The organism is Streptomyces aureus (genome assembly GCF_001418135.1).
GTDB classification, from domain to species: Bacteria; Actinomycetota; Actinomycetes; order Streptomycetales; family Streptomycetaceae; genus Streptomyces; species Streptomyces aureus_A.
Map to the genome: position 1 here is coordinate 26996 of NZ_LIPQ01000027.1, position 17292 is coordinate 44287.

Annotated in this window: 13 protein-coding genes; 9 read left to right on the forward strand and 4 right to left on the reverse strand. The window is 72.2% G+C overall.

The window, feature by feature from the left end:
* Window positions 1-110 precede the first annotated feature (110 nt).
* A complete protein-coding gene (locus AOK00_RS03170; RefSeq protein ID WP_055598792.1) occupies window positions 111-1025 on the reverse strand; it encodes a TetR/AcrR family transcriptional regulator C-terminal domain-containing protein in 915 nt (304 codons plus the stop codon).
* Between the two features lie 125 nt (window positions 1026-1150).
* Here AOK00_RS03170 and AOK00_RS03175 point away from each other — a divergent pair, with 125 nt between their 5' ends.
* A complete protein-coding gene (locus tag AOK00_RS03175) occupies window positions 1151-2644 on the forward strand; it encodes an MFS transporter (RefSeq protein WP_055598793.1) in 1494 nt (497 codons plus the stop codon).
* Between the two features lie 176 nt (window positions 2645-2820).
* Here AOK00_RS03175 and AOK00_RS03180 read toward each other — a convergent pair whose 3' ends face one another.
* Together AOK00_RS03180 and AOK00_RS03185 are read right to left on the reverse strand one after the other, a co-directional pair.
* The gene (locus tag AOK00_RS03180; protein WP_055598794.1) at window positions 2821-4638 is read right to left on the reverse strand and encodes an ABC transporter ATP-binding protein; all 1818 of its coding nucleotides are present in this window, start codon (window positions 4636-4638) and stop codon (window positions 2821-2823) included.
* Window positions 4635-6506 carry an ABC transporter ATP-binding protein gene (locus AOK00_RS03185; protein WP_437441381.1) on the reverse strand — a complete coding sequence of 624 codons (1872 nt, stop codon included), beginning with the start codon at window positions 6504-6506 and terminating at the stop codon, window positions 4635-4637. The genes AOK00_RS03180 and AOK00_RS03185 overlap by 4 nt, the downstream gene beginning before the upstream one ends.
* 169 nt (window positions 6507-6675) lie before the next feature.
* Between AOK00_RS03185 and AOK00_RS03190 the strand changes: the two genes are divergently transcribed.
* The 4 genes from AOK00_RS03190 to AOK00_RS03205 are packed head-to-tail and all read left to right on the forward strand — an operon-like array spanning window position 6676 to window position 10278.
* Window positions 6676-7581, forward strand: coding sequence for an ABC transporter ATP-binding protein (locus tag AOK00_RS03190; RefSeq protein WP_055598795.1), 906 nt, complete (start codon window positions 6676-6678; stop codon window positions 7579-7581).
* Window positions 7578-8327 (forward strand): ABC transporter permease, encoded by a 750-nt coding sequence (locus AOK00_RS03195; RefSeq protein ID WP_055598796.1) that lies wholly within the window; start codon window positions 7578-7580, stop codon window positions 8325-8327. Before AOK00_RS03190 ends, AOK00_RS03195 begins: the two co-directional genes overlap by 4 nt.
* 14 nt (window positions 8328-8341) lie before the next feature.
* Window positions 8342-9640 carry a sensor histidine kinase gene (locus AOK00_RS03200; RefSeq protein WP_254047222.1) on the forward strand — a complete coding sequence of 433 codons (1299 nt, stop codon included), beginning with the start codon at window positions 8342-8344 and terminating at the stop codon, window positions 9638-9640.
* On the forward strand, window positions 9637-10278 hold the full coding sequence (locus tag AOK00_RS03205; RefSeq protein ID WP_055598797.1) for a response regulator: 642 nt from the start codon (window positions 9637-9639) through the stop codon (window positions 10276-10278). Before AOK00_RS03200 ends, AOK00_RS03205 begins: the two co-directional genes overlap by 4 nt.
* Window positions 10279-10308: 30 nt before the next feature.
* Here AOK00_RS03205 and glgX read toward each other — a convergent pair whose 3' ends face one another.
* Window positions 10309-12519, reverse strand: a complete 2211-nt coding sequence (glgX, locus tag AOK00_RS03210; protein WP_055598798.1) for a glycogen debranching protein GlgX — start codon at window positions 12517-12519, stop codon at window positions 10309-10311.
* 143 nt (window positions 12520-12662) lie between these two features.
* Between glgX and AOK00_RS03215 the strand changes: the two genes are divergently transcribed.
* The 4 genes from AOK00_RS03215 to AOK00_RS03230 all read left to right on the forward strand — a co-directional run bounded on the left by AOK00_RS03215 (window position 12663) and on the right by AOK00_RS03230 (window position 16802).
* Window positions 12663-13901: a L,D-transpeptidase family protein gene (locus AOK00_RS03215; RefSeq protein ID WP_107097300.1), complete on the forward strand. Its 1239-nt coding sequence runs from the start codon at window positions 12663-12665 to the stop codon at window positions 13899-13901.
* A 195-nt stretch (window positions 13902-14096) separates the two neighbouring features.
* Window positions 14097-15362 carry a L,D-transpeptidase gene (locus AOK00_RS03220; RefSeq protein WP_079041820.1) on the forward strand — a complete coding sequence of 422 codons (1266 nt, stop codon included), beginning with the start codon at window positions 14097-14099 and terminating at the stop codon, window positions 15360-15362.
* 85 nt (window positions 15363-15447) lie between these two features.
* Window positions 15448-16215, forward strand: coding sequence for an enoyl-CoA hydratase/isomerase family protein (locus AOK00_RS03225; protein ID WP_030320435.1), 768 nt, complete (start codon window positions 15448-15450; stop codon window positions 16213-16215).
* Window positions 16216-16283: 68 nt separating this feature from the next.
* On the forward strand, window positions 16284-16802 hold the full coding sequence (locus AOK00_RS03230; RefSeq protein ID WP_437441382.1) for an ATP-binding protein: 519 nt from the start codon (window positions 16284-16286) through the stop codon (window positions 16800-16802).
* The last annotated feature ends 490 nt before the right edge of the window (window positions 16803-17292 follow it).

Genomic DNA, 17292 nt, shown 5'->3' on the forward strand with positions numbered 1-17292 from the left:
GAACTCTGGTGCGAAGAGCCGGGGAGAGAGTGACAGGAATGACGAGGACCTGTCAGGAGTGCGTCGACAAGTTGGCCGGAAATCGTTCGCTGCTCGTAAGGCCGTGTTCGTTAACCGGACGTTTCATCGATCAAGGACGCGATGCCGTCCAATGTTCGCCCGAGCCCGAATTCGAAGAGCGTCCGCAGATCGAGACCGAACCCGTCGCCGCTCGTCACCGAAGCCAACTCCGGGTACGCGCCACCCGAATGGATCGCGTCGAAGCGTGGCTCGTTCTGTTCCATCCACTCGCCGTCAGAAATGCCCGAATCCTGTCGGGCCTGCTCCTCCAGATCGTTCGCCATCGACAGCCCCTGGACGTAGGCGAGGAGCATCAGATGGGTGTGGAGCTTCTGGGAGTGGGTGAGTGGCGTGCCCCTCATCGCCCGCAGCATCCACTCCGTGTACGCCATCGCGTTCGGCGTCGCCACGGGCCGCGTGTACGAGGCCAACGCGTGCGCCAGCCACGGGTGCCGGGCGTACACGTCACGCAGCCAGCGCGCGCCCCGCTCCAGGCCCGTCCGCCAGTGGGCCGGCACCGGACCGAGCGGGACCTCGCCGCAGGCCGCGTCCGCCATCAGCCGGATCAGCTCCGGCTTGCCCGGGACATGACGGTACAGGGCCATCGTCGAGACGCCGAGCCTCGTCGCCACCCTGCGCATCGTGAGGGTGTGCAGCCCCTCCGTGTCGGCGAGTTCGAGGGCCGCGGCGACGATCTCCTCGCGGGCGAGGGGAGCCACCGCCCCGCCCTCGCCCCGGGTGCCCTTCGCCGCCGGCACGACCACCGTGCCCACCCCCGGCTCGGGCCGGGCCAGGCCCTCCTGACGCAGGACCGCGAGCGCCCTCGTGGCCGTCGCCATGGCCACGCCCCACTCGCGGGTGATCGCCCGCGTCGACGGAAACCTGTCCCCCGGCCCCAACTCGCCCACCTGCACACGGCGACGGAGCTCGGCGGCGATCGCGAGGTAGGGCGGTTGCGTCGTCATGCGAGGAGCGTACTAGTGCGCCCAGAGAGCCGTACAAGCCCCTGAACTGCCCTTTGGTAAAAGAGAGTCCAGGTGCACTAGGGCGGGAGTGGCGACGTACACACCCCGCTGCTTCCCTCCTCCCCATGACCTTCACCGCACAGTCGGACCCCGCGGCCGGCCCCGGCCCCGCTCGCGCCGGCCGCCGTGAATGGACGGCCCTCGGCGTCCTCATGCTGCCGCTGCTCCTCGTCTCCATGGACGTGTCCGTCCTCTACTTCGCCATCCCCTCCATCAGCGCCGACCTGCGGCCCGGAGCCACCGAACAGCTCTGGATGCTCGACATCTACGGCTTCGTCCTCGCCGGGCTCCTCATCACCATGGGCGCGCTCGGCGACCGCGTCGGGCGACGCAAGGTCCTGCTCGGCGGCACGGCGCTGTTCGGCCTCGCCTCCGTGGCCGCGGCGTACGCGCACACCCCCGGCGCCCTGATCGGCGCCCGCGCGCTGCTCGGCATCGGCGGAGCCTGCCTCATGCCCGCCACGCTCGCCCTGCTCCGGGTGCTGTTCGCCGACCCGGCCCAGCGCGCGAAGGCCATCACCCTGTGGACCTCGGTGATGGCGAGTGGCATCGCCCTCGGGCCCGTCGTCAGCGGCGCGCTCGTCGAGCACTTCTGGTGGGGGTCCGTCTTCCTCGTCAACCTGCCGGCCATGGCCCTGCTCCTCGTCCTGGCGCCGCTGCTGCTGCCCGAGTCCAAGGGGGCCGCCTCCGGACGGTTCGACGTCCTCAGCGCCGCCCTCTCGCTCGGCGCCCTGCTGCCGCTCATCCACGGCGTCAAGGAACTGGCCGAGGACGGCTGGGCGCCGCTTCCGGCGGGCGGTGCGGCCGTGGGGCTGCTCGTCGGTCTGCTGTTCGTCCGCCGCCAGGCACGGCTCGCCCACCCCATGGTCGACCTCGCCCTGCTGCGGAACCGGGCCTACGGAGGTTCCGTCCTCGCCAACCTGCTCGCGATGACGGCGACGGTCGGCTTCGCCGTCTTCCTCACCCAGTACCTGCAGTCCGTCCTGGGCCAGAGCCCCTTCGAGGCGGCGCTCTGGAGCCTCGTGCCGACCGCGGGCGTGCTGGCCGCCGCACCCGCGACCGCGGTGCTGGCCCGGAAGACCGACCGGGCCCACGTGATGGCCGGCGGGTTCCTCGTGTCCGCCGCCGGCTTCACCTGGCTGGCCGGCATCGACCGCGCCACGCCCCTGTGGGTGGTCATCGCGGCCAGTGCCGTCTACGCCGGCGGCCTCGTCTCCGCGATGACGCTGGCCAACGAACTGGCTCTGGGCGCCGCGCCGCCCGAGCGGGCGGGGTCCGCCGCCGCCGTCCTGGAGTCGGGAGCCGAGCTGGGCGGAGCGCTCGGCATGGCGCTCCTGGGCAGCCTGGGGGCGGCGGTCTACACCGGCGCGATGCCCGCGGACGCACCCACGGTGGCACGGGAGACCTTGGGCGGTGCGCTGACAGCAGGGCCCGAGGTGATGGGAGCGGCCCGCACCGCGTTCGTCGAGGCGATGGGAGCGGTCGCCGTGGGGGCGGCGGTGCTGATGGTCGGGGCAGGGCTGCTGTCTCTCGTCCTGCTGCGGAAGGCACGACGCTGAAACACGCCCCTGAAACAGGAGTGGGGGACGTGGAGGGGGCCGCGTTCGGGACGTGAAGCGTGATGTGCGGCGCAACAAGAGCGTCCAGCGGATACTGCGCCAGAGGCGCCGTAAATCACGCAGTCCCGAACGCGGCCCCCGGAACGGCCCCCACGGCACCCCCACGGGGTCGAGCCTCAGCCCACCAGACTCTCCCGCCAAGCCTGGTGCAGCCCCGCGTAGTGGCCCTCGTCGGTGACCAGGTCCGAGGGCGCGCCGTCCTCGACGATCCGGCCCGACTCCATCACCAGGACCCGGTCCGCGACCTCGACCGTGGACAGACGGTGGGCGATGACGACCGCGGTGCGACCCGCCAGGACCGTGTCCATGGCCCGCTGCACCGCCCGTTCGCCCGGGACGTCCAGCGAGCTGGTGGCCTCGTCCAGGATCAGTACCGCCGGGTCCGCGAGCAGCGCCCTGGCGAAGGCGACCAGCTGGCGCTGGCCCGCCGAGATGCGGCCGCCCCGTTTGCGTACGTCCGTGTCGTAGCCGTCCGGGAGGCCCTTGATGAAGTCGTGGGCCCCGATCGCGCGGGCCGCGTCCTCGATCTGCTCGCGGGTCGCGTCCGGCCGGCCGATCGCGATGTTCTCGGCGACCGTTCCCGAGAAGAGGAACGCCTCCTGGGTGACCATGACGATGCCCCGGCGGAGGTCCGGGGTGGTCAGGTCGCGGAGGTCCACACCGTCCAGGCGCACCGCGCCGTCCGTGGGGTCGTAGAAGCGGGCGAGGAGTTTCGCCAGGGTGGACTTGCCCGCACCCGTCGCCCCCACCACCGCCACCGTCTGGCCGGCGGGGATGGTCAGGTCGAAGGCGGGGAGGACCTCGCCGCCCGTGCGGTAGGCGAACCGGACCTTGTCGAAGGTGACCTCGCGCCCCGGGGAGCCCGTGCGGGCGGGCAGGGTGGCGGGGGCCGTCGCCTCCGGGACTCCGGGCTCCTGCGCCAGGAGGCCCGCGATCTTGGTGAGGGACGCGGCCGCCGACTCGTACGAGTTGAGGAACATGCCGAGCCGGTCGATCGGGTCGTACAGGCGCCGCATGTACAGGACCGCCGCCGCCAGGACGCCCAGTTCGAGGGAGCCCGAGGCCACCCGGTAGGCGCCCCAGAGGCACATGCCGGCGACCGCCGTGTTGGCGACGAGCCGCGACCCCACGACGTAGCGGGCCATCTCCAGGAGCGCGTCGCCGTTGCTGCGCTCGTGCCGGTGGTTGAGCGCCGCGAACTCGGTCTCGTTCACCCGCTCCCGGCGGAACGCCCGTACCGGACGGATGCCGTTCATCGTCTCCGCGAACTTCACGATGACTCCGGCGATGGCCGTGGACCGCTCGGCGTACACCGCTCCGGCCCGTCGCCGGTAGACGCGCACCAGGAAGGAGAGGGGCAGGAAGGACGCCACCGCCACCGCGCCGATGCCCAGGTCGAGGTAGAGGAGGATCGCCGAGATCGAGACGAAGGAGAGAACGACGCCGATCAGTTCCTGCAGCCCCTCCGAGAGGAGCTCCCGGAGGGATTCGACGTCGGTGGTGGAGCGGGAGATGAGCCGGCCCGAGGTGTACCGCTCGTGGAAGTCGACGCTCAGGATCTGCGAGTGGCGGAAGATGCGGCCGCGCAGGTCGAGCAGGACGTCCTGGTTGACGCGGGCCGCGCCGCGGACGAAGACGTACTGGAGGACGCCCGAGAGCGCCGCGCAGAGGAGGTAGCCGAGGGCCACCGCGAGGACGGGGCCGTGGTCGCCCGCGCGGAAGGCGGGGACGCCCTCGTCGATGGCGTACGCGACGAGGAGGGGGCCGGCCTGGACCGCGGCCTCCTTGACGAGGAGCACCAGGGCGGCGACCGTGACCCGTACCCGGTGGGCGGAGAGGAGCGAGCGGAGCAGGGCGCCCGTCGCTCCGGGGGGTGCCGGGAGGTCGTCGCGGTCGAAGGGGTCGCTGGTCCGCTGATCCGTCTGTGCCGTCATCGGGCTCCGCCCTCGCCTTCGCCGGACATCAGCCAGGCGTACTCCGCGCTGCTCCGCAGCAGTTCGTGATGGGTGCCCACGGCCGCGATACGGCCCCGGGAGAGCAGCGCCACCCGGTCGGCCAGCATCACCGTCGACGGGCGGTGCGCCACCACGAGTGCCGTGGTGTCCCGCAGGACCTCCCGCAGGGCCGCCTCCACGCGGGCCTCCGTGTGGACGTCGAGTGCGGACAGGGGATCGTCCAGGACCAGGAAGCGGGGGCGGCCGACGACCGCCCTCGCCAGGGCGAGCCGCTGGCGCTGTCCGCCGGACAGGCTCAGGCCCTGCTCACCGACCTGGGTCGCGACGCCCTCGGGCAGCCGCTCGACGAAGCCGTCGGCCTGCGCCACGCCGAGGGCGCGGCGCAGTTCCGGCTCGCCCGCCGTTCCGTCCGCGCCCATGAGGACGTTCTCCCCGACGCTGGCGGAGAAGAGGGTCGGCTCCTCGAACGCCATCGACACCAGGGACCGCAGCCGGTCCCGCTCCATCAGGGCGATGTCCTCGCCGTCGAGGAGGATGCGGCCGCCCGACGCCTCGTGCAGCCTCGGTACGAGGGCGGTGAGCGTGGTCTTGCCGGAGCCCGTGCCGCCGACCAGGGCCAGGGTCTCGCCGGGGCGGATGTGCAGGTCGATGCCGTCCAGGACGGGCGGGGCGTCCGCCGGGGCGTCCGGGTAGCGGAACGACACGCCCTCGAAGCGCACCCCACCCGGTCCGCCGGCCGTCGTGCCCGAAGCGGCCGTCGTGCCCGGGCCGGCCGGGGTGCTCAGGGTGCCCCCGGTGGCCGGGCCGGTCTCCGGCTCCTCCTCGGCGTCCATCACCTCGAAGTACCGTTCCGTCGCGGTCGCCGCCTCCTGGCTCATCGCCAGCAGGAAGCCGATCGACTCCACCGGCCAGCGCAGCGCCAGGGCCGTCGACAGGAACGCGACGAGCGTGCCCGCCGACAGGTCCCCGTCCGCCACCTGGACCGTGCCGAGGACGAGGGCCGCACCGATGGCCAGTTCCGGCACGAAGGTGATGACCGCCCAGATCAGCGCGAGCAGCCGGGCCTTGACGAGTTCGGTGCCGCGCAGCCGGCCGGAGAGCTCCCGGAAGGCCGTCGCCTGGCTGCGATGGCGGCCGAAGCCCTTGACGATGCGGATGCCGAGGACGCTCTCCTCGACGACCGTCGTCAGATCGCCCACCTGGTCCTGGGCGCGGCGCGCGACCACCCCGTACCGGCCCTCGAAGATCGAGCAGACGATGACGAGCGGGATGACCGGGGTGAGGAGGACGAGCCCGAGGGACCAGTCCTGGGCGAGCAGCAGGACGTAACCCGCGAGGATCGTCACGGCGTTGACCAGCAGGAACGTCAGCGGGAAGGCCAGGAACATCCGGACCAGCATGAGGTCGGTCGTGCCGCGGGAGAGAAGCTGGCCCGAGGCCCACCGGTCGTGGAAGGCGATCGGGAGCCGCTGGAGCCTGCCGTACAGATCGGCCCGCATCCGTGCCTCCACCCCCGACAGGGGCCGGGCGACCAGCCACCGCCGGTACCCGAAGAGCACCGCCTCGGCGACGCCGAGCAGCAGGAGGTAGAGCGCCCCCAGCCACACGCCGCCCGGGTCCCGGTCCGCGACCGGCCCGTCGACCAGCCACTTGAGGACGAGCGGGATGACGAGCGAGAGACAGGACGCGACGATCGCGACGAACGCGGCCGTGAACAACCGCGTACGCACGGGCCGCACGTACGGCCAGAGGCGGAGCAGCGTCCGCACCGCGGACCGGTCGTGGCCGTCGTGGCCGTCGTGGGGATCGGGGGCGGGGGGCTCTGGGGCGACAGGTTTCTCGGGCATCAGGTCCGACCTTACGGTTCACCACTGACACGTCTCATCCTGTTTTCCGGCCAGGCGCGGGCACGCCCCGGACGGCCGTGAGTCGTACCGCCGTCAACCGATCGGTTGATGGCCAGGACGAGCGAGATGGCCGATACCCGTGCCGCGCCCCGGCCGACAGCCTTGGGGCATGACAGCGATCGAGGTGCAGGGACTGCACAAGACGTACGGCGGCCGGAAGGTCGTCGACGGGGTCTCCTTCGACGTCGGCGAGGGAGAGATCTTCGGGATCCTCGGCCCCAACGGCGCCGGCAAGACCACCACCGTGGAGTGCGTCGAGGGGCTGCGGACCCCCGACGAGGGGCGGGTGCGGGTCTGCGGGTACGACCCCACGACCCAGCGCACCGAACTCACCGGGGTCCTCGGGGTCCAGCTGCAGGAGAGCGAGCTCCAGGCCAAACTGACCGTCCGCGAGGCGCTCGACCTGTACGCCTCCTTCTACGAGCGGCCCGCCGACCGGCACGCGCTCGCCGAGCGGCTCGGGCTGCTGCCCCACCTGAAGACCCGGTTCGGGAAGCTGTCGGGCGGACAGAAGCAGCGGGTCTTCATCGCCCTCGCCCTCCTCGGCGACCCCCGGGTCGTGGTCCTCGACGAGCTCACCACCGGCCTCGACCCGCGGGCCCGCCGCGAGGCCTGGGAGCTCGTCGAATCGATCAGGGACAGCGGGGTGACCGTCCTGCTCGTCACCCACTTCATGGAGGAGGCGCAGCGCCTCTGCGACCGGATCGCCGTCCTCGACCGAGGCCGGATCGCCGCGCTCGACACCCCGGAAGGGCTGATCGGCCGGTCCGCCGCCGCCAAGGAGATCTCCTTCGCCGCGGACACCCCGCTCGACCCCGCGGAGCTGCGGGCGCTGCCCGGGGCCGCCTCCGTCGCGACGAAGGACGGCCGGACGATCGTCAGCGGCACGGAGGAGACCGTCGCCGCCTTCGTCTCCCTCCTCGCCCGCCGGGGCGTCACGGCCGGGCAGCTCCGGGTCACCGACGCCACCCTCGACGACGCCTACCTCGACCTGACGGGAGCCGAACTCCGATGAGCACCACCAGCCCTGCCGCGGCCGTCCTGCGGACCGAGATCCGCCTCTTCACCCGCGAACCCGGCGCCCTGTTCTGGGTGATGGCCTCACCGACGGTGCTGACCGTGATCCTCGGCCTGATCCCTTCCTTCCGGGAGGCCTCCGCGGACCTCGGCGGTCGTCGCGTCATCGACCTCTACGTCCCCGTCTCCGTTCTCTTCGCCCTCATCATGGCCGCGGTCCAGTCCATGCCCGCGGTCCTCTCCGGCTACCGCGAACGAGGCATCCTGCGCCGCATGTCCACCACCCCGGTCCGGCCCGCGACGCTGCTCGCCGCCCAGATCGCGCTGTACGCCGCGGCCACCCTGGTCTCCGCGGTGCTGGTGGTCACGGTGGGGCGGCTCGCCTTCGGCGTCGCCCTGCCGGGCAACCTCGTGGGATACGTCCTCGCCCTGCTGCTGACCGTGGCGAGCGGTCTGGCCCTCGGCGCCACCGTGTGCGCGGTCTCCCGGACCCAGGGCATCGCCTACGCCGTCGGCTCGGCCGTCGCCTTCCCCGCCATGTTCACGGCCGGGGTCTGGGTGCCGGTCCAGGCCATGCCGGATACGCTGCAGCGGATCGTCGGGCTCAGTCCGTTCGGCGCCGGCTCGCAGGCTCTCGACGCGGCCGCCTCGGGCGGCTGGCCCGGATGGACGGAGCTCGGGGTGCTGGCCCTGTGGACGGCCGTGCTGACCGGCGCCTCGGTGCGCTGGTTCCGCTGGGAGTGAGAGGGGGCGGCGGGGTGCCCACCACCGTCGAGGAGCGCTGGGGCCAGTTCTTCCGCTGGGGGCCGTACGGACTGCTCGGCGTCGCCGCGGCGATCGCCGCGGCGTCGGCCGACGTGTTCATGGACCGTACGGAGCGGGTGACGGCCATGGCCCTGGTGGCGGCCGCGCTCCTCCTCCACGTGCTGTGGGACCGCCGTTGCCGGCGGGTGGTCGCGGCCACCGGGTGGGGGCCCGAGCGGCCCGACGGCGGACCCGTTCTCGTGCCGGGGGCGCCGGGGCCCGCCTCCGTCGTCCACTTCGTCCTCCGTACCGCCCTCGCCTTCGCGTTGACCTGGCTCAACCCGTTCTTCGCGATCTACGCCTGCGTCGGCTACTTCGACGCCGTCCACCTGCTGCCCCGGCGTCTCGCCCACGCCGGGCTCCTCGCCACCGCCGTCACCATGGCAGGCTCGCAGTCCGGCGGGCTGCCGCCCGCCTCGCTCACGCAGTGGCTCGCCTTCGGCGGACTGTTCGCCCTGAACGCCTGCCTCGCCATGGGCTTCTCGCACCTCGCCACCAAGGACGCGGAGAAGGCCGCCGAGCGCGCCGCCACCATCGCCGAACTCGGCCGTGCCAACAGCCGCCTCGAACAGGCCCTCGCCGAGAACGCCGCACTCCAGGCCCAGCTGCTCCTCCAGGCCCGCGAGGCCGGGATCGCCGACGAGCGGCGGCGGCTCGCCGCCGAGATCCACGACACCATCGCCCAGGGCCTCACCGGGGTCATCACCCAGCTCCAGGCCGCGCACGCCACTCCCGACCGCGAGCGCGCCGATGCGCACCTGCGGCGGGCCGCCGACCTCGCCCGGCACAGCCTCGGCGAGGCCCGCCGCTCCGTGCGGAACCTGAGCCCGGCCGCCCTGGAGCACGACGCCCTTCCGGAGGCGCTGCGCAAGACGGTCGCCGAGTGGGCCGAACGCACCGGCGTCGACGCCCGGTTCACCGTGACCGGGGCCGAGGAACCGCTCCACGACGAGGTGGCCGCCACGTTGCTGCGGATCGCCCAGGAGGCGCTGTCCAACGCGGCCCGTCACTCCGGGGCCGCCCGCGCCGGCGTCACCCTCTCCTACATGGGCGACGAAGTCACCCTGGACGTACGGGACGACGGCCGGGGCTTCGACCCGCTGGCGCGGCCCGAACGCGGGGGCGACGGCGGGGGGTTCGGCCTCGACGGCATGCGGGCCCGCGCCGAGCGTCTCGCCGGCTCCGTCGCCGTGGAGACCGCTCCGGGCGAGGGCACGGCGATCTCCGCTCGCGTACCGTTGGGCGCGCCATGACTGACATCACGCTTCTGATCGTCGACGACCACCCCGTCGTACGGGACGGCCTGCGGGGCATGTTCGCCGCCGAGGGCTCCGGCTTCCGCGTCCTGGGCGAGGCCCCCGACGGCGTACGGGGAGTCGAACTCGCCCTGGAACTCGACCCCGACGTCGTCCTCATGGACCTGCGCATGCCCGGCGGCAACGGCGTCGACGCCATCGCCGAGCTCACCCGTCGCGGCGCCCGCTCCCGCGTCCTCGTCCTCACCACGTACGACACGGACACCGACACGCTCCCGGCGATCGAGGCGGGCGCCACCGGCTACCTCCTCAAGGACGCGCCCCGGGAGGAGCTGTTCGCCGCCGTGCGGGCCGCCGCCGAGGGCCGTACCGTCCTCTCCCCGGCCGTCGCCTCGCGTCTGGTCACGGCCGTCCGCGCCCCCGCCGTCACCGACCGGGTGCTCTCCGCCCGCGAGGCCGAGATCCTCGCGCTCGTCGCGAAGGGCACGGCGAACCGGGCGATCGCGGCGGAGCTCTTCATCAGCGAGGCCACGGTGAAGACCCACCTCACCCACATCTACGCCAAGCTGCTCGTGAACGACCGCGCGTCCGCGGTGGCCGCGGGGTACGACCGGGGGATCCTCGGGCGCGGCTGAGCGGCCCACCGGCGACAGGGCCGCGGCCCCTCACGCCCGCACCCGCAGCAGCACCACCGACCTGGCCCCCACCGTGATGGTCCCGCCGCCCGGGTGTTCCGTGCCCGGTGGCGCCGACTGGTCCTCGCGGCCCGTGTCCACGACCAGTTCGTACGTCTCCGCCCACGGGGCGCCCGGGAGGCGGAAGTCCAGCGGGCGGGGGCCCGCGTGGAGGACGGCGAGGAAGCTGTCGTCGGTGATCTGCTCGCCGCGCTCGTCCCGGCCCGGTATGTCACGGCCCGACAGATAGAGGCCGAGCGTCGCCGTCGGCGCGTACCAGTCGGGTTCCGTCATCTCGGCGCCCTCCGCGGTGAACCAGGCCAGGTCCCGCAGCCCGTCCGCGCCCTGGGGACGACCGGAGAAGAAGGCGCGGCGGCGCAGGACCGGATGGTCGTGGCGGAGGGCGAGCAGTCGGCGCGTCAGGGCGAGGAGCTGGGCCCGGCCGGGGGCGTCCGGGAGGGTCCAGTCGAGCCAGCCGATGGCGTTGTCCTGGCAGTAGGCGTTGTTGTTGCCGCCCTGGGTGCGGCCCATCTCGTCGCCGGCGACGAGCATCGGGACGCCGGTGGAGAGGAGCAGGGTGGTGAGGAGGTTGCGCTGCTGGCGGAGACGGAGGGCGTTGACGCCGGGGTCGTCGGTCTCGCCCTCCACCCCGCAGTTCCAGGAGCGGTTGTCGTGGGTGCCGTCGCGGTTGCCCTCGCCGTTGGCCTCGTTGTGCTTGCGTTCGTACGTGACGAGGTCCCGCAGGGTGAAGCCGTCGTGCGCGGTGACGAAGTTGACGGAGGCGTACGGCCGGCGCCCGCCCCAGGCGTACAGGTCGCTGGAGCCTGAGAGCCGGTAGCCGAGGTCCCGGACGTCGGGCAGCGCGCCGCGCCAGAAGTCCCGCACGGCGTCCCGGTAGCGGTCGTTCCACTCCGTCCAGAGCGGCGGGAAGGCACCCACCTGGTAGCCGCCGTTGCCCACGTCCCACGGTTCGGCGATGAGTTTGACCCGGCGGAGCACCGGGTCCTGGGCGATGACCGCGAGGAACGGGGAGAGCATGTCGACGTCGTGCATCGAGCGGGCCAGGGCGGCCGCCAGGTCGAAGCGGAAGCCGTCGACGCCCATCTCCGTGACCCAGTAGCGGAGGCTGTCGGTGATGAGCCGCAGCACCTGCGGCTGCACGACGTGCAGGGTGTTGCCGCAGCCGGTGTAGTCCGCGTAGCGGCGGGCGTCGGACTGGAGCCGGTAGTAGCCGCGGTTGTCGATGCCCTTCAGGGAGAGCGTGGGGCCGAGCTCGCCCGCCTCCGCCGTGTGGTTGTAGACCACGTCGAGGATGACCTCGATCCCGGCCGCGTGCAGTGCCCGCACCATCCGCTTGAACTCGCCGACCTGCTGGCCGGTCGTCCCCGAGGAGGAGTAGCCGGCGTGCGGGGCGAAGTAGCCGATGGAGTTGTAGCCCCAGTGGTTGCGCAGGCCCCGCCGGAGGAGGTGGTCCTCGTGCGCGAACTGGTGCACCGGCAGCAGCTCCACCGCCGTCACCCCGAGGCGTACGAGGTGCTCGACGGCCGCCGGGTGCGCCAGACCCGCGTACGTGCCGCGCAGATGCTCGGGGATGTCCGGGTGGAGCCGGGTGAAGCCCTTCACGTGCAGCTCGTAGATGACCGAGTCCTGCCAGGGCGTCTTGGGCCTGCGGTCGTCGGACCAGTCGTCGTCGTCCTGGACGACGACGCCCTTCGGGACGTACGGCGCCGAGTCCCGCTCGTCGCGGACGGTGTCGGCCACATGCTGCTGCGGCCAGTCCCGGACGTGCCCGTACACCTCGGGCGGCAGTCCGGAATCGCCGAAGTCGCCGTCCACGGCCCGCGCGTACGGGTCGAGGAGCAGCTTCGCCGGGTTCCAGCGGGCCCCCGTCCAGGGGTCCCAGCGGCCGTGCACCCGGTAGCCGTACCGCTGCCCGGCCCCGATCCCCGGCACGAACCCGTGCCAGATCTCGTGCGTCAGCTCCGTCAGCGGCAGCCGCAGCTCCGTGCCGTCCGGGCCGAAGAGGCACAGCTCGACGGCCTCCGCCCCGCCCGCCCACAGGGCGAAGTTGGTGCCGGCCACCCCGTCGGGGCCGACCCGGCAGCGGGCCCCGAGCGGCGTCGGCGCGCCCGGCCACACGGGCGGCCCGGCCCGCTCCGGGGCATGGTCAGGTACCGCCTCCTGCTCGGCTGCGCTCGTCACCGTCCCGGCCTCCAGCGGCTCGTCGGGCCCGCACCCGGGGGAGCGGCGGCGTCCCGGCCGCCGCTCCCGCGGGTGGTTCTCCCCCTGTTCTGCCCGGACAGCCCGGCTCCCAACATGACCCGCACGCACGTTTCCCCTGGAGGGTGCCTGTCGTTGGGCCGAGCGTGACACTTGTATGGAAGCGGGCGAGGTACGCCCTCGCGGTGGCGGGACTGTTGGCGGGCCTCGTGGGCTGCACGGCGCCGGACGGTGAAGGCGGGATCGACATCGGCCTGCCGGGCAAGGCACGGGCCCCCGGTGACGTCATCCGGGTCAGCCCGGAGGACGGCAGCCGGGGGTTGCCGGCCGAGGGCCCGGTCGAGGTGACGGTGGACAGCGGGCGACTCGAACGGGTGAGCGTCGTCCAGGTGGAGGACGGCAGACGGGCCCAGGTGGCCGGGGAGATCTCCGCCGACGGGCTGCGCTGGCGGCCCCGGCCGGAGACCCGGCTGGCGCTGGCCGCGAAGTACACCGTGGACGCCGTCGCGCTCGACGCGCACGGCCGCCGCTCCGCCCGGCACACCACCTTCACCACCGTGGTGCCCGAGAGCCGCTTCATCGGCTACTTCAAGCCGGAGAACCGTTCCACTGTCGGCACCGGCATGATCGTTTCCTTCGGCTTCAACATGCCGATCGAGAACCGGGCGGCGGTCGAGCGGGCCATCCGGGTCACCTCCGTGCCGCCGGTGGAGGTCGTCGGCCACTGGTTCGGCAAGGAGCGGCTCGACTTCCGCCCTGCGACGTACTGGAGGCCGGGCACCGAGGTCACCGTCGAACTCGGCCTGCGGGACGTCGAGGGAGCACCCGGCGTGTACGGCATCCAGCGCAAGACCATCGGTTTCACCGTCGGCCGCTCCCAGGTGTCCCTGGTCGACGCCGCCGCCCACACCATGGAGGTCAGGCGGGACGGCGACGTCCTCGCCACCCTGCCGATCACCGCGGGAGCGCCGAAGACCACCACGTACAACGGGAAGATGGTCGTCACCGAGCTGTACGACGTGACCCGGATGAACGGGGCCACGGTCGGTTTCGGCGGAGAGTACGACATCAAGGACGTACCGCACGCCATCCGTCTCACCGAATCGGGCACCTTCCTGCACGGCAACTACTGGGCCGATCCGAGCACCTTCGGCTCCGCCAACGTCAGCCACGGGTGCGTCGGGCTCAGGGACGACAAGGGCGGCAGCGCCGAGTCCCCGGCGGGCTGGTTCTTCGAGCGGACCCTCATCGGCGACGTGGTGGAAGTGGTCAACTCCCGTGACCGAAAGGTCGCTCCCGACAACGGCCTCGGAGGCTGGAACATGGAGTGGAACCGGTGGAAGGCCGGCTCCGCGCTGAGCTGACGCCCCCGTCCCCCTCGTACCGCCCGGCACGTTCGGCCTCTTTCGTTGTCTTAGCAGGTCGATCGGGACGGAACGGTGACATTCACGAGGATCTTTCGTGTCCTGCGGTGTGATTATCTAGCGCCGTGTGCGCGAGTGGATGCGCACGGGGGTGGGGCCGGGCGGTGCCGGGCCGTGCGAGGGGAGAAGACCACAGTGAACGGGCAGCCGATATCGGGGGCATCGGTCGGAGCGACGGGGCGGCGCGGCCGACGCGGGGGCGTCAGGCTGCAGGCCCTGGCGGCGGGAGCACTGCTTCTGGTGCTCACCGCCTGCGGCGGCGGCGAGACGGCGAACGGCGGCGGTACGGGGGGCCAGGGGCCGGCGGCCCAGGGCGGCGGCCAGCAGGAGAACGCGGCCTCGCAGGCGGTCGTGACGATCCTCCCGAAGGACGGCGCCGAGTCGGTCGCCACCAGCGGGGTCCTCAAGGTCACCGCGGCGCAGGGCAAGCTGACCACGGTCACGGTCGCCGACTCCAAGGGCACCGCGGTCGAGGGCAGGATCTCGGCGGACGGGGCCAGCTGGTCGCCGACCGCACACCTGGCCGCGGCCACGCAGTACAAGGTCCACGCGATCGCGAAGGACGCCGACGGCCGTGAGTCGGCGAAGGACACCACCTTCACGACCCTCGTCCCGAAGAACACCTTCATCGGCCAGTACACGCCGGAGGACGGTTCGACCGTCGGCGTCGGCATGCCGGTGTCCATCAACTTCACCCGGGGCATCACGGACCCGGAGGCCGTCGAGAAGGCCATCAAGGTGACGGCCGAGCCGTCCGTGCCGATCGAGGGCCACTGGTTCGGCAACGACCGCCTCGACTTCCGGCCGGAGAACTACTGGGCCGCGGGCACCAAGGTGACCGTCCACCTCAACCTGGACGGCGTCGAGGGCCGCCCGGGCGTCTACGGCAAGCAGAAGAAGACGATCACCTTCACCATCGGCCGCCGTCAGGTCTCCACCGTCGACGCGAGCGCCAAGACGATGAAGGTCGAGCGCGACGGCAAGATCATCAAGACGCTCCCGATCACCGCGGGCGCGCCGTCCACGACCACGTACAACGGTCAGATGGTCATCAGCGAGAAGTACAAGGTGACCCGCATGAACGGGGCCACGGTCGGCTTCGGCGGCGAGTACGACATCAAGGACGTGCCGCACGCGATGCGCCTGTCCACCTCGGGCACCTTCGTGCACGGCAACTACTGGGCCTCGGCGGGCACGTTCGGCTCCGCCAACGTCAGCCACGGCTGCGTCGGCCTCCAGGACGCGCGGGGCGCGGGCGACGGCTCGATGCCGGCCGCCTGGTTCTACGACCGCTCGATCATCGGTGACGTGGTCGTCGTGAAGAACTCGAAGGACAAGCAGATCCAGCCGGAGAACGGCCTCAACGGCTGGAACATGGACTGGTCGGAGTGGATCAAGTAATCCACCGCTCGTACGTCCGAGGGGCCCGGTGCTGTGAGCAACAGCACCGGGCCCCCCGGCGTTAACGGACACTAACCTTCCTCCCATGACTGTGAACCTCGAAGTCGCCGAAGGCGTCGGCACGATCCGCCTCGACCGCCCCCCGATGAACGCGCTGGACATCGCCACCCAGGACCGGCTGCGGGAGCTCGCCCAGGAGGCGACCGACCGCGACGACGTGCGGGCCGTGATCATCTACGGCGGCGAGAAGGTGTTCGCGGCGGGCGCGGACATCAAGGAGATGCAGGTCATGGACCACGTGGCCATGGTCAAGCGCTCCCGCGCCCTCCAGGACTCCTTCACCGCCGTCGCCCGCATCCCCAAGCCCGTCGTCGCGGCCGTCACCGGCTACGCCCTCGGGGGCGGCTGCGAGCTCGCGCTCTGCGCCGACTACCGGATCGCCGCCGACAACGCCAAGCTCGGCCAGCCGGAGATCCTCCTCGGCCTGATCCCCGGCGCCGGCGGCACCCAGCGGCTGGCCCGGCTCGTCGGCCCCTCCAAGGCCAAGGACCTCATCTTCACCGGCCGGATGGTCAAGGCCGACGAGGCCCTGACGCTGGGTCTGGTCGACCGGGTCGTCCCCGCCGCCGAGGTGTACGAGCAGGCGCACGCCTGGGCCGCCAAGCTGGCGCAGGGCCCGGCCGTCGCGCTGCGGGCCGCGAAGGAGGCGATCGACCAGGGCCTGGAGGCCGACATCGACACCGGACTCGCCATCGAGCGCAACTGGTTCGCGGGCCTGTTCGCGACGGAGGACCGCGCGAACGGGATGCGCAGCTTCGTCGAGGAGGGCCCGGGGAAGGCGAAGTTCGCCTGACGTGACAGACGTCCCTTCGTGGGGGCCGATTCCACCGGAACGGCCCCCGCGATCGGCTCCGTGCGGCCATGATGGGGGGCATGGCGGGCCTGGAGGGTAGGGAACAACCGTGGCAGCGCACTGGCGCCGCCGCAGCGCGGTGGTCACCGGCCGCGGAGGACGAACAGGCCGCCGACGCAGTGGAGTTGTACGGTAATCCGGCGGACGAGGATGTCCGGCTGCCGTCCCGGCCCGAATCCGCGTGGGTGGCCCGCAGACTCACCCAGCACGTCGTGCTGCGGCAGTGGGCACTCGGCCCGCAGATCGCCGAGCACGCGGTGCTCCTGGTGTCGGAGCTCGTCGGGAACGCGGTCCGGCACACTGGTGCGCGGGTCTTCGCGCTGCGGTTGCAGCGGCGGCGGGGGTGGATCCGGATCGAGGTGCGGGACCCCTCGCGCGGGCTGCCCTGTCTGATGCCGGTGCACGAGCTCGACACGAGCGGCCGGGGGCTCTTCCTGGTCGACAAGCTCTCGGACCGGTGGGGTGTGGACCTGGCGCCCCGCGGCAAGACGACCTGGTTCGAGATGCGGGTCGCCGACCGCCCCTGAGGGCTCGGGGACACCCTCCGGACACACGGAAGCCCCCGTGCGCCCTGGTGGGGCGCGTGGGGGCTTTCGTGTGGTGCGCCGTGGACGGGGGGGTGTATCCACGGCTGCTATGTCGACCTGGCCCGGGTCAATGGGGGTCGTGCCACCGACTATGGCAGACAGGTGGCCATACCGCCAAAAGTCCCTACCGGGGCAAACTGTGCTAAAAACGGACACTTTAATAGTGAATCGTTGGTGACGTGTGGCACTCACCTTGCAAACAATGAATGACTATGCGGTTCTGTGATTGTTCCTCGGGGTCGTCCGCATGTTGGACGCCCCTCGTCGAGCCGTAAACGTCCTGAATTGGCCTAATCGTAATAAACCGGGCGCTATCGGCCTTAAATGGTCGCGTGAAGCCGATCGACCGCCGCGGAGCCCTCCGGGCCGGTGCGGCCGCCGCCCTCGCGGGAGCCCTGGCCACCGCCTGCGGCACGACCCCCCGCCCCGC

What these genes read in the sequence shown, in the direction of transcription:
- AOK00_RS03205 (WP_055598797.1), top strand. Translation starts at nt 9,637, where the DNA reads ATGACTGACATCACGCTTCTGATCGTCGACGACCACCCCGTCGTACGG.
- AOK00_RS03185 (WP_437441381.1), bottom strand. Translation starts at nt 6,506, where the DNA reads ATGCCCGAGAAACCTGTCGCCCCAGAGCCCCCCGCCCCCGATCCCCAC.
- AOK00_RS03225 (WP_030320435.1), top strand. Translation starts at nt 15,448, where the DNA reads ATGACTGTGAACCTCGAAGTCGCCGAAGGCGTCGGCACGATCCGCCTC.
- AOK00_RS03230 (WP_437441382.1), top strand. Translation starts at nt 16,284, where the DNA reads ATGATGGGGGGCATGGCGGGCCTGGAGGGTAGGGAACAACCGTGGCAG.
- AOK00_RS03170 (WP_055598792.1), bottom strand. Translation starts at nt 1,025, where the DNA reads ATGACGACGCAACCGCCCTACCTCGCGATCGCCGCCGAGCTCCGTCGC.
- AOK00_RS03190 (WP_055598795.1), top strand. Translation starts at nt 6,676, where the DNA reads ATGACAGCGATCGAGGTGCAGGGACTGCACAAGACGTACGGCGGCCGG.
- AOK00_RS03195 (WP_055598796.1), top strand. Translation starts at nt 7,578, where the DNA reads ATGAGCACCACCAGCCCTGCCGCGGCCGTCCTGCGGACCGAGATCCGC.
- AOK00_RS03180 (WP_055598794.1), bottom strand. Translation starts at nt 4,638, where the DNA reads ATGACGGCACAGACGGATCAGCGGACCAGCGACCCCTTCGACCGCGAC.
- AOK00_RS03175 (WP_055598793.1), top strand. Translation starts at nt 1,151, where the DNA reads ATGACCTTCACCGCACAGTCGGACCCCGCGGCCGGCCCCGGCCCCGCT.